Source organism: Acinetobacter sp. YH01006 (assembly GCF_013420445.1).
GTDB lineage: Bacteria > Pseudomonadota > Gammaproteobacteria > Pseudomonadales > Moraxellaceae > Acinetobacter > Acinetobacter pseudolwoffii.
The window spans coordinates 1-12726 of the sequence record NZ_VOYB01000020.1 but is presented as its reverse complement, the minus strand read 5'-3'; the positions used below and the strand labels follow the sequence as shown (position 1 = coordinate 12726).

The 12726-nt window shown below is 42.7% G+C and carries 16 protein-coding genes and 2 pseudogenes; 9 read left to right on the top strand and 9 right to left on the bottom strand.

Features of this window, described 5'->3' with window-relative positions; translation table 11 throughout:
• The first annotated feature begins 474 nt into the window (after positions 1–474).
• The 5 genes from FTT73_RS13430 to FTT73_RS13410 all read left to right on the top strand — a co-directional run bounded on the left by FTT73_RS13430 (position 475) and on the right by FTT73_RS13410 (position 3154).
• On the top strand, positions 475–690 hold the full coding sequence (locus FTT73_RS13430; protein ID WP_004280856.1) for a cold-shock protein: 216 nt from the start codon (positions 475–477) through the stop codon (positions 688–690).
• Positions 691–801: 111 nt separating this feature from the next.
• Positions 802–1029: a hypothetical protein gene (locus tag FTT73_RS13425; RefSeq protein WP_004647679.1), complete on the top strand. Its 228-nt coding sequence runs from the start codon at positions 802–804 to the stop codon at positions 1027–1029.
• A 70-nt stretch (positions 1030–1099) separates the two neighbouring features.
• Positions 1100–1297, top strand: coding sequence for a hypothetical protein (locus FTT73_RS13420; protein ID WP_004280859.1), 198 nt, complete (start codon positions 1100–1102; stop codon positions 1295–1297).
• Positions 1298–1629: 332 nt separating this feature from the next.
• Entirely contained in the window at positions 1630–2451 is an 822-nt protein-coding gene (gene dapB / locus FTT73_RS13415; RefSeq protein ID WP_005094776.1) for a 4-hydroxy-tetrahydrodipicolinate reductase, read from the top strand.
• A gap of 58 nt (positions 2452–2509) precedes the next feature.
• Positions 2510–3154, top strand: a complete 645-nt coding sequence (locus tag FTT73_RS13410; protein ID WP_005094773.1) for an START domain-containing protein — start codon at positions 2510–2512, stop codon at positions 3152–3154.
• Between the two features lie 50 nt (positions 3155–3204).
• Here FTT73_RS13410 and FTT73_RS13405 read toward each other — a convergent pair whose 3' ends face one another.
• From FTT73_RS13405 to FTT73_RS13365, 9 genes are all read right to left on the bottom strand, one after another.
• Entirely contained in the window at positions 3205–4233 is a 1029-nt protein-coding gene (locus tag FTT73_RS13405) for an NAD(P)-dependent alcohol dehydrogenase (RefSeq protein ID WP_180191558.1), read from the bottom strand.
• 4 nt (positions 4234–4237) lie between these two features.
• On the bottom strand, positions 4238–4819 hold the full coding sequence (locus FTT73_RS13400; RefSeq protein WP_180191557.1) for a DNA-3-methyladenine glycosylase I: 582 nt from the start codon (positions 4817–4819) through the stop codon (positions 4238–4240).
• Between the two features lie 24 nt (positions 4820–4843).
• On the bottom strand, positions 4844–5089 hold the full coding sequence (locus FTT73_RS13395; protein WP_180191556.1) for a hypothetical protein: 246 nt from the start codon (positions 5087–5089) through the stop codon (positions 4844–4846).
• Between the two features lie 15 nt (positions 5090–5104).
• Positions 5105–5647, bottom strand: coding sequence for a M23 family metallopeptidase (locus tag FTT73_RS13390; RefSeq protein WP_180191555.1), 543 nt, complete (start codon positions 5645–5647; stop codon positions 5105–5107).
• A gap of 69 nt (positions 5648–5716) precedes the next feature.
• Positions 5717–6745: an A/G-specific adenine glycosylase gene (gene mutY / locus FTT73_RS13385; RefSeq protein WP_180040383.1), complete on the bottom strand. Its 1029-nt coding sequence runs from the start codon at positions 6743–6745 to the stop codon at positions 5717–5719.
• Positions 6746–6905: 160 nt separating this feature from the next.
• Positions 6906–7265 (bottom strand): HIT family protein, encoded by a 360-nt coding sequence (locus FTT73_RS13380; protein ID WP_155861633.1) that lies wholly within the window; start codon positions 7263–7265, stop codon positions 6906–6908.
• A gap of 94 nt (positions 7266–7359) precedes the next feature.
• Positions 7360–8094 (bottom strand): dienelactone hydrolase family protein, encoded by a 735-nt coding sequence (locus tag FTT73_RS13375; protein WP_180191554.1) that lies wholly within the window; start codon positions 8092–8094, stop codon positions 7360–7362.
• Positions 8095–8257: 163 nt separating this feature from the next.
• Entirely contained in the window at positions 8258–8947 is a 690-nt protein-coding gene (locus FTT73_RS13370; RefSeq protein ID WP_180191553.1) for an FKBP-type peptidyl-prolyl cis-trans isomerase, read from the bottom strand.
• A gap of 48 nt (positions 8948–8995) precedes the next feature.
• Positions 8996–9700: an FKBP-type peptidyl-prolyl cis-trans isomerase gene (locus FTT73_RS13365; protein WP_005094756.1), complete on the bottom strand. Its 705-nt coding sequence runs from the start codon at positions 9698–9700 to the stop codon at positions 8996–8998.
• A gap of 249 nt (positions 9701–9949) precedes the next feature.
• Here FTT73_RS13365 and FTT73_RS13360 point away from each other — a divergent pair.
• From FTT73_RS13360 to FTT73_RS13345, 4 genes and pseudogenes are all read left to right on the top strand, one after another.
• Positions 9950–10890, top strand: a pseudogene (locus FTT73_RS13360) (IS5 family transposase).
• 52 nt (positions 10891–10942) lie between these two features.
• A pseudogene (locus FTT73_RS13355) lies at positions 10943–11506 on the top strand (sugar transferase); the annotation flags it as partial.
• A gap of 189 nt (positions 11507–11695) precedes the next feature.
• A complete protein-coding gene (locus FTT73_RS13350) occupies positions 11696–12091 on the top strand; it encodes a transposase family protein (protein ID WP_008306679.1) in 396 nt (131 codons plus the stop codon).
• The gene (locus tag FTT73_RS13345; RefSeq protein ID WP_120366350.1) at positions 12039–12509 is read left to right on the top strand and encodes a transposase family protein; all 471 of its coding nucleotides are present in this window, start codon (positions 12039–12041) and stop codon (positions 12507–12509) included. Before FTT73_RS13350 ends, FTT73_RS13345 begins: the two co-directional genes overlap by 53 nt.
• Positions 12510–12726: the final 217 nt, after the last annotated feature.

Sequence of the window (12726 nt, the reverse complement as noted above, 5' to 3'; positions counted from 1 at the left end):
TTTTTATATTTGACTATCTAAATAGAAAGTATGAGTCCAAATTTGGAGGGTGATAGATATTTTGTAAGTGAGAAAAAAGCATCATTGCCGAAATTAAAAAGGCCAATATTGTTATTACCGAGCTATATAATCGCATTCATTACTTATCAAATTTACCAGTACAGCAGAATACTCTTATTTTATTATCATGACAATGAAAGCTTAATCTTGTTGAAATCACTATAAATTTTTAAAATTTCATTTTTTAATAAATAAAATAAATATATATATAAGAAAACTTGATTAATTAAATTTTTCGTGTATAGTTAACTTAACTAGAAAAAAGTCTTGTTTCGGTAAATCTTCTTTAAGTATCGCAGTTTTAGTCATAATCCTTCGTTTTTTTCAGATTTTAAGTCTCATTCTTTATTATTTCAAAGTTATATTCAGTCAATAAATTGACTAAAAATTATTAAAAAATTAGTAGGATATATTATGTCAAACTCAAATGTTGTTAAAGGTACTGTAAAGTGGTTCAACGAAACTAAAGGTTTTGGTTTTATTCAACAAGAATCAGGTCCAGATGTTTTTGCTCATTTCAGCGAAATTGCGAGTTCAGGTTTTAAAACCTTAATGGAAGGCCAACTGGTTGAATTCAGTGTAGCTCAAGGTCAAAAAGGACCGAATGCTGTAAATATTGTTGCTATCTAAGCAAGAATAAACAGTAAAAAAAGCACTTAATAAGTGCTTTTTTTATCGTTCAAAATTTAATTTTAAGTTATTTTCCAAATTGGAAAAATCTTTAGAAAAACAGGATTCAAGTTGTTAAAAATAAATGATTTAATTGCAAAATCTAAAAATGGTACTGAAATTATTGTTTCATTAATTCCTCTCAATAAAATGCAAAATACACGTCAGGGTTTAAAAAGAATTGAAGTGGGTAAAAGAGTTCTTCTTTCATCTGGAGTTGAGGTAGATTTAAACTTAGATGGCCGTACATTCTATACTTCTCTAAATCAATTATTTAAGCTAAATCATAAAGTTATTTAAAGATAAAATTAAGAAACATCAAATTTTTAGTGGATATTTTGCCACTTTAACTATTATTAAAGGTATAGATATGCTTAAACAAAGTATCAGTGTGAAGGATCAGTTTGGGGCTCAACACGCTATTCAAGCAACAGTCGATCATCATTTTTCTAAAACACAATCTCATTCCAATATAAAACATATCACTGTAGATGGTGAAGATATTCGTCCCAGTTTTGAGATGTGCTTTCAAAGTACCTTAAGTGGAAAAATTTTCAAAATTGTGTAGATCATTCCTAAGTGACTTAGGTTCATCGCTTCAGTGAGAGATAAGCTGAGCTGAATTGAAAGGATCCTAATCTGCCCCCGAAGCTTGAATGTTCTCCATCTGATTTGAAAGCTGCTTTTTGATAACGGTTAGGTTCATGCGTACTATTGATCCATATCGCTCGGCCTGGATGATATCTAGCCCATAATTCCAAAGACCTGATGGAAACTCTTATCAATATCAGTGATTTCACTCTTTGAATATTTTCATTGATTTTTATGCAATGCATCTTAGTGTTATTCCGCAGTTTTGCTATAGTAAGAGCAATTTTGGATCAACATCAGGACTATGTTATGTCAGCTACACCACGCATTGGGATCTTGGGTGCAGGCGGTCGTATGGGGCGTATCCTTATTCAGGCTGTGCATGAAGCAGGTTATCAATTGGCGGCTGCGGTAGAACGCCCTGAAAGTACACTCTTAGGCGCAGATGCTGGCGAACTTGCCGGAATTGGTGCAACAGGTGTCAAGGTGGTGGGTAGCCTTACCGATGTAGTCAAAGACTGTGATGTCGTGATTGATTTCACTGCGCCAGCAGCGACCGTCAATCATCTGAAAATCTGCCGTGAAGCAGGTGTTGCCATCGTGATTGGTACCACGGGGATGAATGATGAGCAAAAAGCTTATTTAGATGAATCAGCAGCTGAAACCCCTGTGGTTTATGCAGCGAATTATTCAGTCGGTGTGAACGTATCGATTAAACTGCTTGAACTGGCATCGAAAGTCTTTGGCGATACGGTGGATATCGAAGTGATTGAGGCACATCACCGTCATAAAGTGGATGCACCATCGGGTACTGCACTTATGTGGGGTGAAGCGATTGCGGATGCTTTAGGCCGTGACCTGAAAGAAGACGCTGTGTACTGCCGCGAAGGTCATACCGGTCCGCGTGAGCGTCAAAGCATTGGTTTCCAGACCATTCGTGGTGGTGATATCGTCGGTGAACATACCGCCATGTTTATTGCTGATGGTGAACGTGTGGAAATTACCCATAAAGCCACCAACCGCATGAACTTTGCCAGCGGTGCAGTACGTGCTGCTGCCTGGGTGGTCGGCCGTGATGCACGTAAATATGACATGAAAGACGTGCTGGGTTTTAACGATATTCAGGTTTAAAATCCAGTCAAAATCATTTATAAAAAAGATCTAAAACTAAAATAAGACGAATAATAAAATGCAAAAAATGATCTTCCTGCTCTGTGCAGTGGTGCTTGGCACCATTGCGCAGGCAAAGCCGCTACATACGCCCAAACTGAGTATTGATAAAAATAATATCAAGGTCTGGACCTATCAGGATCAGCAGAATCCGGTCTTTCTATATAAGGCAGAAACTACCTACCATGCACCAATTGAAAATGCCGTGTCGCTGATTCTGGATATCGAGCATGCCGTGCAATGGGTGCCTTATATGGGCAGCATCAAGGTCTTATCACGTGATGATAAAAAAGGCGAATTTACCTTGTATATGGTGCTGGATTTTCCATTTCCCTTAAAAGACCGCGACCTGATTGTACAGGGCAAGATGATCAAGCAAGCCAATGGACAGATTAGTATCAAGAATAAAGCCATTCAGACCGGTTATCCCTTAAATCCGAATTATGTGCGTTTGACCGATTATCAGGGGGATTGGACTTTTCAAAAGCTGGCCAATAATCAGGTCAAGGTTTCAACTTATGGTTATGCCAATCCGGAAGGCTCGATTCCCTTAACTTTTGTAAATATGTTCGTGCAGCAACAGCCTTATCAGATGCTACAAAAGATGAAAGCAGAGCTGGCCAAGCCTGCAGGCCTTGCAGTTTTGCCGGAAGTATTGCAATAAAAAAAAGACCCAATTGCTGGGTCTTTTTGACAGATTGAAACAGGCAGAGTTTAAGCTTCAAAATCCGCTTTAAGTACAATCCGGTAACGCGCTTTACCGGAATGCAGATGTTCAATGGCCTGATTCAGCTGTGACATCGGGAAGACTTCAATTTGTGGCGCAATGTTTTTACGTGCGGCAAATTGGAGTAACTGACGCAGTGCCGCCGGCGAACCGGTTGGTGAACCAGTAACTGACTTGGCACCACCAATCAGCATGCCCGCCGGAATCTGCATCGGTTCTAAAGGGAGACCGAGCATATGTACTGTACCGTTCGGTGCCAGAGTGGCCAGATAAGCCTGCCAGTTCAAGGTGACATTGACCGTACTCAGCAATAAATCGAACTTGCCACGCTGTGCCTTTAGGGCAGCAACATCACGACTATTCACCACATGATCTGCGCCCATGGCTTTCAGCTCATCGGTCTTGTCCAGATTTGATGTGAAAGCCGTAATCTCACAGCCCCAAGCTTTGAGCAGTTTAATTGCGATATGACCCAGACCCCCAATCCCGATCACGCCAACATGATGAATAGCCTGAATCTGATGCTTCAGGATTGGATCAAATACGGTAATGCCGCCACAGAGCAGAGGGCCGGCACTTTCAGGATCCAGATCTTCAGGCAGAGGAATGACCCATTGCCAGCCAGCACGGACCTTGTCGGCAAAACCACCGGCATGTCCGACAATAGTCGCCACTTGGCCGCCAGTACAGAGTACCTGCTGACCTGAAATACACGGATCGCAATACTGGCAGCTTTCCGCAGTCCAGCCAATGCCAACCCGTTGTCCCACTTTCAGGCCTTTGGCTTCGCCACCCAGTTGCGTGATGATGCCAATAATCTCGTGTCCAGCCACGACCGGATAAACGGATGAACCCCAGTCATTATTGAGGACTGAAATATCAGAATGACACAGGCCACAGTATTCTACTTTGACTTCGACCTGATGTGGCTGTAGTTCACCAGCATCGAATTGATAAGGTTCGAGTTCTGTACCGGCTGACATTGCAGCATAAGCGTGGATAATATTATTCGACATAAATTCAGCTCTTCTTTGAATGGGAGGATCTTGTTTTAAAGTGACAATGATTTTCGTGATCATCGACCATACCGACGGCCTGCATAAAGGCATAGCAAATGGTGGGTCCGACAAATTTAAAACCGGCCTTTTTTAAGGCTTTTGACATGATCTGGCTTTCGATAGTCTGTGCCGCTGCCTGACGATAATCCGCAACATCATTATTCAGTCGTGGTTGCTGGGCAAAAGACCAGAGCCATTGCCCTAAATTGATGCCTTGCTGTTGCAGCTTGAGCCATGCTTGAGCATTCTCGCGAATGGCATGCAGTTTGCCACGATGACGGATCAGGCGGGCATCCTTAAGCTTGAGTTCGAGTTGTTGATCTGTAAGTGCTGCAATCGACTGAATGGAATATTGAAAAAAATGTTCACGATACGCTTCACGTTTTCTAAGGATGGTAATCCAGGCTAGACCGGCCTGCTGTCCTTCCAGACACAGCATTTCAAACAGGCGATTTTCATCCAGCAGGGCTTGTCCCCATTCCTGATCATGATAGGTGATATATAGCGGATCATTGGAGCACCAGCCACAGCGTTGCAGAGTCATGCCATGCTCCTTATTTTTATAGTTTTATAATTTAAACACAACCCATTGATCTTGCTGATTATCCCAGTAAGACAGTTCAGCCTGATCCAGATCGCTAAATTGAATCCACATGTCTTTACCACTTTTGTCGGCATAACCGGTACTGATTAGCAAGGCTTCCTCGGTAATTTCCATCACCCAGCCCTGATAGCTTTGACCATTCAGTACGATTTTTTGTTGATTGCCTGATTCAGCAAATTCTACCAGACGGTTGATCAACGTTTCTGACATGTAAATATCCTAAAATTAACGTAAATAGGGGTAGGGGTTGACCACACCGCGCCCCTTGCCTTCTAAATAAATTCCATAATGCAGATGTGGTGCAGTATGTCGGGCATTACCGCTATTGCCGACATAGCCGATAAGCTGGCCTTTTTTGACAGCATTACCTACTTTCAGGCCACGTTTATGTCCATCCAGATGTGCATAATAATGCCAGGAGCCGCCCGGACCGAGAATCCAGACTACTTTACCACCCAAATTGTTATTGCGTAAATCTGCAATCAGACCTTCTGTGGCACTAAAGACTTTGGTTCCACGTGGAGCCATGATGTCAATGCCCTCATGCAAACGTCCGCGACTGCGCGACGCCCCCCAAGTATCCTGTAATTCACGTGCCTGTACACGTGCCACCGGGATGGGCAGTGAAGAAGGCATTCGCTTATTTTGCAGTTTTTGTACCAGTAGCGGATTTAACTGTGCAGAAGAAGGTTGTTTCGGCGTACTGCTACAGGCGGTCAGTAATATGGCAATCAAAGCCACCCAGGTCAAAGCAAGGTATTGGCGCACGTTATTCATCCTTAAATATTGGCAATGCTCATTCTGAGCTGATCGATATGATGCTTTGTCCAGACTATGTCATAGGTTAACGGCAGAGATCAATTTTTTCATTGCTGTCGGCAGACCGCAATCAATGGCTGTCTCTGGACGCATCCAGTTGCCTTGCAGTTCAATTGCCAGATGTTCCTGCTGATCCTGATCCACTGCGAAAACGATTGCTTCAAGCTGCCAGGTGAAGTGGGTGAAACTGTGGCTGATCTGGACTTTTTTGAGGATATTTTTCAGGCCAAGCTGCTGACATTGCTGTTCGAATTCATGGGCATTTTCAATAATCGGCAAGCACCAGAGTCCGCCCCACAGGCCACTGTTCGGTCGTTGTTGCCAGAGCCATTCTTCACCGGACTGAATCAGCAAGACCTGTGCTGAGCGCACTGGCACCGGTTTTTTGGCTTTCTTGAATGGTAATTCATTTTCCAGACCTTGCTGATGCGCTTTGCAATGTTGCTGCATCGGACAGTATAGGCACAGAGGTTTTTTCGGAGTGCAGACCGTAGCACCGAGATCCATAATCGCCTGGGTATAGTCATGATTACGTTCGACCGGACATAATTCTTCGGCCAGTTGCCATAAGGCACGTTCATGGATAGGTTTGGACAGATCATCTTCAATCGCGAAGAAACGCGACAAGACCCGTTTGACATTGCCATCCATGATCACGCCGTATTGGCGTAAACCCAGTGACATTAAGGCACCAGCGGTGGAACGGCCGATCCCCGGCAAGGCAATCCATTGTTCCAGAGTTTGGGGAAACTGCTGCTGTGCTGTCACCATGCCGGCAGCTTTGTGCAGGTTACGGGCACGGGCATAATAGCCCAGTCCTGCCCAGTACGGTGCGACCTCATCCCAAGAGGCTTGACCCAAGTCCTGAACGGTCGGAAAACGCTGGATAAAGCGTTCATAATATTGCAGCACAGTTTTGACTTGGGTTTGTTGCAACATGATTTCAGAGACCCAGACTTTGTAGGGATCATCTGTCACCTGCCAGGGCAAGTCATGACGACCATGCACATCAAACCATTCTAACAGGGCATCTGAAAATACAAACATGGATAAATAGTAACCGAATAAGCAGCAGCCATTATAGTGGAATCGGCAGGCCTGAAATGTGAAAAGTAGATAAAAACTGCGGAGTAGTGTGTATGGATATCGGCTTAATAACACAAACAATAAATGCTCCGAAGAGCATTTATTTTAAAACAGCAAAGATTTAGTCGCTAATCCCCCAGCGTTCATCCAGCTTCAATACTTTGTCTTTATAGCGCGGAATAATATGAATATGCAGATGTTCGACCTTTTCCTGAAATACCTCACCATCAATAAAACCGACATGGAAACCGGCGGGCTGGTAACGTAAATGGAGCTCATTACGTGCCTGTTCGAGCAAAGACATCAGGCTTTTACGTTCTTTGTCCGTCACTTCGAAAAACGAGGCCACATGCCGCAATGGAATAATCACACAGTGACCTTCGGATAATGAATTCGGTTCAGGCAGCACCACACCATAATCATTTTTGGCAATGACATCATATTCGTCATAGTTACAGTAAGGGCAGTTGGTTTCAGCCATAGTCAGCATTCTCCTCTGGTAGGATTTATCGTTCTTTTCTTCAATGATTCTTTAAAGTGCTCAGCTTGATTTCAAGTCGAGCACTTATATCTATTTAAGCCAAATGACGTTCCAATAAGGCATACATCGCCGCCAAGCTTTTTTGTTCCGCTTCAGCATTGTAACCAAGATCCACGCCATTGGCTTTGGCCCGTTCGTCGGCGAGCGGGTTGCTAAAGCCATGTTTGGCATCTTCAAAGACAATCACCTCATGCTCGACGTTGGCCGCATGCATTTCTTCACGGAAACTGGCGACATCATCTAAGGTGACCATGCTGTCTAGCTCACCGTGCAAGACTAGAATTTCGGCCTGAACCTGACCTTTTTGAGCCGGTGCTTTGGCAGCAAGTGTCCCGTGGAAGGTGGTCACTGCTTTTAAAGGGGCATTGGCACGCGCCAGATCCAGCACCACTTTACCGCCGTAGCAAAAACCGATGGCAGCAAGTTTCTCTGCATTGACTTCATCCTGTGCTGCCAAGGTATTTAAAGCTGCTGTTGCACGATCAACGATGGTGTCCGGATATTCAAAGGTCTGCATCATCCACTGGTAGGCCTGATCAGAATGGGTGGTCACTTTTTTGTCACCATACATGTCAATCGCCAAGGCCGAATAGCCATGTTCTGCAAGTTCGCGAGCGCGCTGTTCGGTATATTCATTACGACCCCACCATTCTGGTGCGACCAGCACACCTGCAAGGGGTGTATCTGTTTCTGGAGCGGCAAAATAGCCAATCAATGCACTACCATCCGGCGCAGTATAATGAATTTCACGGGTCTTGATTGCTGCCATGCTGACGTCCTCTATTCTTGTTGAACCGTTTAATTAACATATAACATAGCAAAACTGATCTGAATGTGACATGAAAACATTCGATTAATTATGCTTCATCCATATAAAAAAGAGAGGCCGCTATCGCGCCTCTCTGATTGAATATTTAAAAAAACAGTATTGATTACTTCATAATTTCCAGTAATTCCACATCAAAAATTAAGGTACTATTTGGCTCAATCACATCACCTGAACCAATTTGTCCATAGGCCAGTTCTGCAGGAATGAAGAAGCGGTATTTGGCACCTTCTTTCATCAGTTGCAGGCCTTCAGTCCAACCGGTAATCACTTGGGTGGTACGGAAGACCACAGGCTGATTACGGGCAATTGAACTGTCAAAAACCGTGCCATCAATCAAACGGCCTTCATAATGTACGCGGACATTGCTATCGGCTTTTGGCGATTTGCCTTTGCCTTCCTGAAGAATCTGATATTGCAGGCCAGATTTAGTCGTTTTTATCCCTGCTTTTTTGGCATTTTCTGTCAGAAAAGCCTGACCAATTTTGCTGTTTTCTTCAGCTTTTTGTTTTAATTCAATCAGCTCTTTGGCTTCACTTTGACGTTTAAACTGAGTCAGCACTCGAGCCATGTCTTCTTCAGTTAAAGTGGACTGTTTTCCGGCAGCAGCAGCTTTTAAACCGGCACTGAAAGCGTCCAGATCAATCCCTTGCAAAGAGTCGGCATTACTTTTCCCCATCAGATAACCAAAGCTATAACCGACCTGTTCAGCTTCCGGGCTTTTATTGGTCACATCTTTGGCAAGCAGATTGCCAGAACTTAGCAGTAAAACCATCAAACTTATTTGTATTTTCATATTTATTCTCAAAATAAAGGAGAGCGCATTGCTCTCCTTATTTATAGATTATTTGACTTCAATGAGTTCCACATCAAAAATCAAAGTACTGTGTGGAGGAATCGTCCCTGGCACGCCTTGTTCACCATAACCAAGTTGAGATGGGATATACAGGGTCGCTTTACCGCCTTCTTTCATCAGTTGCAGGCCTTCAGTCCAGCCTGGAATCACTTGATTGAGTGGAAACTCAATCGGCTCGCCACGTTCAACCGAACTGTCAAATACAGTACCATCCACCAGTTTGCCGGTGTAATGGACTTTCACGATTGAAGAAGCAGCCGGCTGTTTGCCCGTGCCTTCTTTGGTCACTAGGTATTGCAAACCGGAAGCTGTGGTTTTTACACCCGCTTTTTTGGCATTTTCGGTCAGGAAACTGTCACTCGATGCTTGTGCCTGTTTAGTGCTATCGAGTTGCTTTTGCTGCATTTCTTTCTGGAACTGTTCGTAAGCTGCCTGTAATTCTTCTTCAGTATACGCCGGTTCAGTACGCGCATGTCCTTCACGTACGCCTGTCACAAAGCTATTAATATCGAGTTCAGGTGGGGTTTGATGAGCCACTTCATAACCGAGAGCATAGCTGATTTTAGAAACAGCAGAGGCATCTTTAGATGCTTTAGTCGTTTGAGCAGCTGGGTTTTGAGTTGCATAGTAAACAGGTACTAGCGCGGCACCGCCTAGAAGAACAGCGACAGCAATCGGTAAGGCCTTGCTCATGTATTATTCCAATCTAATGTTATCGTTGAGGTTCATTCCATCTTAGCAGAAAATTTTGAGAAATCTTGCAGAATGGGTGGTTTTTTAGCAAGCAAATATCGCAGTTTGGTAGAGCTTTAAAAAAATAAAAAAACCAGCAATGGCTGGTTTTTTTTATTCAAAAAGATCAACTGGTTTTTGTTTTGGTTTTATAGCGGCTTTGTTGCACAAAGCTATTCTTGAGGGCTTCTTTAGCAATATAATTTCCAGATGAAGAAGCCTGCACCTAAAACTTACCGTACAACCAATTGGTCCTCGTATAACCAAGCTTTAATCAAGCGAGGAAATATTTCAATCTGGTTTGATCCTAAGACCCAATGGTATGCACAACCACAAGGCAAGCACGGACGAAATCAAACTTATTCCGATACAGCGATTCAATGCTGTTTAATGATCAAATCTCTATTCCGTCTTTCTTTACGTATGGTCACTGGCTTTGCTCAAAGCCTGATTAAACTCTGTGGCTGAGCAGCCCCGAATATCAGTGATATTCGTACTCCACCCTCTGTAGACGACAAAAGCATATTGATATTGCGATAAGCTATCAGAAAAGTCGTGATGGGTTACACCTACTCGTCGACTCTACGGGTTTAAAATTTTTAGGTGAAGGTGAATGGAAGCGTAAGAAACATCAGCCTGAATACCGTCGGCAATGGCGTAAGCTGCATATTGGTATAGATGCTGAAACACTGCAAATACGTGCCGTTCAGCTTACGACAAATAATGTCAGTGATTCACAAGTACTAGGTGATTTACTGGATCAAATCCCACCAAATGAGCGAATAGATTCTGTCTATACCGATGGGGCGTACGACACGAAGTGCTGCAGACAAGTGATTTCAGATCGTCAAGCACATGCAGTAATTCCACCCAGGAAGAATGCCAAGCCCTGGAAAGATTCTAAAATCAGTTCAATAGAACGAAATGAGTTACTTCAAACGGTTAAGCATTTAGGCAGAACCCTATGGAAAAAATGGTCGGGCTATCACCGTCGCAGTTTGGTGGAAACCAAGATGCATTGCATCAAATTATTAGGAGATAAGCTGACGGCAAGACATTTTCAAAGTCAGGTCAATGAAGTTCATGCGCGTGTGGCAGTTCTGAATAGATTTACGGAATTAGGTAGACCTCACACCCAAGTTGTCACTTAAATTTGAATGGATTGGGGAAAACTCAGCTTTTGAATGTTTATGCAACAAAGCCATTATGAGCTATAAAGTGCGGAAAAATTTAGGCTCCCCCATTTTCTTTTACCAAGAACGCCCGGGTAAAAATGGTAAATTATTTAAAATGATTAAGTTCCGCTCTATGAGAAATGCAGTAGATAAAGATGGCAATCTTTTGCCTGATGAATTTCGTATCACATCATTTGGACAGAAGATACGTTCAACCAGCTTAGACGAAATGCCTCAACTGATTAATGTTTTAAAAGGAGATATGAGTATTGTTGGGCCTCGCCCTCAAATGAAAGAATTTCTAGAACATTATACAGATGAACAAATGCGACGCCATGAGGTAAAACCGGGTATGACAGGGCTTGCTCAGGTGAGTGGACGCAACAATTTATCTTGGGAAGAAAAATTTGAATTAGATGTGCAATATATTGAACAGTATAATATTTGGTTTGATTTTAAAATTATGTTTAAAACCGCTAAGGTAATGTTAAGCCAAGAGGGAATTAATGCTCCTGATCAGGAAGTTGGTGCTGCGCGATTTTCAAAAAAAAGTATTCATGACACTAGTTTATTTACAAAAGAGGTGAAATAACACCAAGCATGGGTAAATAAGACTTTCACGAAAGCTAAATGCGGAGTACTACAAGATTATATCTAAACTATTAATTTTGAGCATAAGCGAGTATTAGCATAATAGATCTCTTTCATAAATCAAAAAACGATCTTCTTTTTGGTTAATATTTGCACTCCGGATTTCTTGGCATTCGTGCATAATCTGCGGATGAAATACATCGATTCAAACAAGCTTTCTGATCCTCAGTTCAAGCGATACACAGGCATCTCATGGTCAACTTTCTATTTGATGGTTGAGCAATTGCAGAAGCATGTCTCTGCCAAAGGCAGACCGCCCAAGTTAAGCCTGGAGGATCAGGTTCTGCTCTGTCTGAGCTATTGGCGGGAATACCGAACCTTATTTCACGTTGCGACGAGTTACGGGGTTTCAGAGCCCACAGCCTCAAGAATTGTCCGTCATGTTGAAGACTGCCTGATTCGGTCCAATCTGTTTAATTTACCCAAAGATTTACCCGAGGGCGAAGGCATCGACTGGAATGTTGTGATCGTGGATGCCACGGAAATTCCAATCCAAAGGCCTAAAAAAACAGAAGAAAAGCTATAGCGGCAAGAAAAAGACCCATACCTTTAAAGTACAGGCCATGATTCACTACAAAACTCAGCAAATTCTGAGTTTATGTACCAGTCGCGGTGCAGTGCATGATTTCGAGTTGTTCAAACGCAATTTAAACCAGATTCCTTTTGGGGCTTTTATCCTTGCAGATAAAGGCTATCAGGGGATTTATGTGTTGTATCCGAATAGCCTGTTGCCATTAAAAGCCAAAAGACACTGTAAATTGGATCCTGAATTGAAAATCTATAATCAAGAAATCAATAAAAGAAGAATCGGAATTGAGCATGTATTTGGCAGCCTGAAAACCTTCAAAATCCTTGCTGAGCGTTATCGAAATAGAGGTAAAAGGCTTGGTTTGAGATTCAATTTAATCGCTGGAATCTACAACTTGGAAATGAGCAAAAAATGATTTATGAAAGAGGTCTAATGTAACTATGGCTACCAGCTACAGGTATCGAATGAAATACGAGTGAAAAACTGAATGTTAGATTGACAGTTCGTAAGCGTCCGCTGAACACACCTTATGAATTCATCCTATAAGCCTTAATTTAGTCCCCACTTAAAAACAAGTGGGGACTAAAATTTATGACTACAAATCACCAGACATCCATCGCATCTCTTGCGAA

What these genes read in the sequence shown, in the direction of transcription:
- FTT73_RS13345 (WP_120366350.1), top strand. Translation starts at nt 12,039, where the DNA reads ATGCCACGGAAATTCCAATCCAAAGGCCTAAAAAAACAGAAGAAAAGC.
- FTT73_RS13395 (WP_180191556.1), bottom strand. Translation starts at nt 5,089, where the DNA reads ATGTCAGAAACGTTGATCAACCGTCTGGTAGAATTTGCTGAATCAGGC.
- FTT73_RS13375 (WP_180191554.1), bottom strand. Translation starts at nt 8,094, where the DNA reads ATGGCAGCAATCAAGACCCGTGAAATTCATTATACTGCGCCGGATGGT.
- mutY (WP_180040383.1), bottom strand. Translation starts at nt 6,745, where the DNA reads ATGTTTGTATTTTCAGATGCCCTGTTAGAATGGTTTGATGTGCATGGT.
- FTT73_RS13350 (WP_008306679.1), top strand. Translation starts at nt 11,696, where the DNA reads ATGAAATACATCGATTCAAACAAGCTTTCTGATCCTCAGTTCAAGCGA.
- FTT73_RS13410 (WP_005094773.1), top strand. Translation starts at nt 2,510, where the DNA reads ATGCAAAAAATGATCTTCCTGCTCTGTGCAGTGGTGCTTGGCACCATT.
- FTT73_RS13405 (WP_180191558.1), bottom strand. Translation starts at nt 4,233, where the DNA reads ATGTCGAATAATATTATCCACGCTTATGCTGCAATGTCAGCCGGTACA.
- FTT73_RS13365 (WP_005094756.1), bottom strand. Translation starts at nt 9,700, where the DNA reads ATGAGCAAGGCCTTACCGATTGCTGTCGCTGTTCTTCTAGGCGGTGCC.
- FTT73_RS13430 (WP_004280856.1), top strand. Translation starts at nt 475, where the DNA reads ATGTCAAACTCAAATGTTGTTAAAGGTACTGTAAAGTGGTTCAACGAA.
- FTT73_RS13380 (WP_155861633.1), bottom strand. Translation starts at nt 7,265, where the DNA reads ATGGCTGAAACCAACTGCCCTTACTGTAACTATGACGAATATGATGTC.
- FTT73_RS13420 (WP_004280859.1), top strand. Translation starts at nt 1,100, where the DNA reads ATGCTTAAACAAAGTATCAGTGTGAAGGATCAGTTTGGGGCTCAACAC.
- dapB (WP_005094776.1), top strand. Translation starts at nt 1,630, where the DNA reads ATGTCAGCTACACCACGCATTGGGATCTTGGGTGCAGGCGGTCGTATG.
- FTT73_RS13370 (WP_180191553.1), bottom strand. Translation starts at nt 8,947, where the DNA reads ATGAAAATACAAATAAGTTTGATGGTTTTACTGCTAAGTTCTGGCAAT.
- FTT73_RS13400 (WP_180191557.1), bottom strand. Translation starts at nt 4,819, where the DNA reads ATGACTCTGCAACGCTGTGGCTGGTGCTCCAATGATCCGCTATATATC.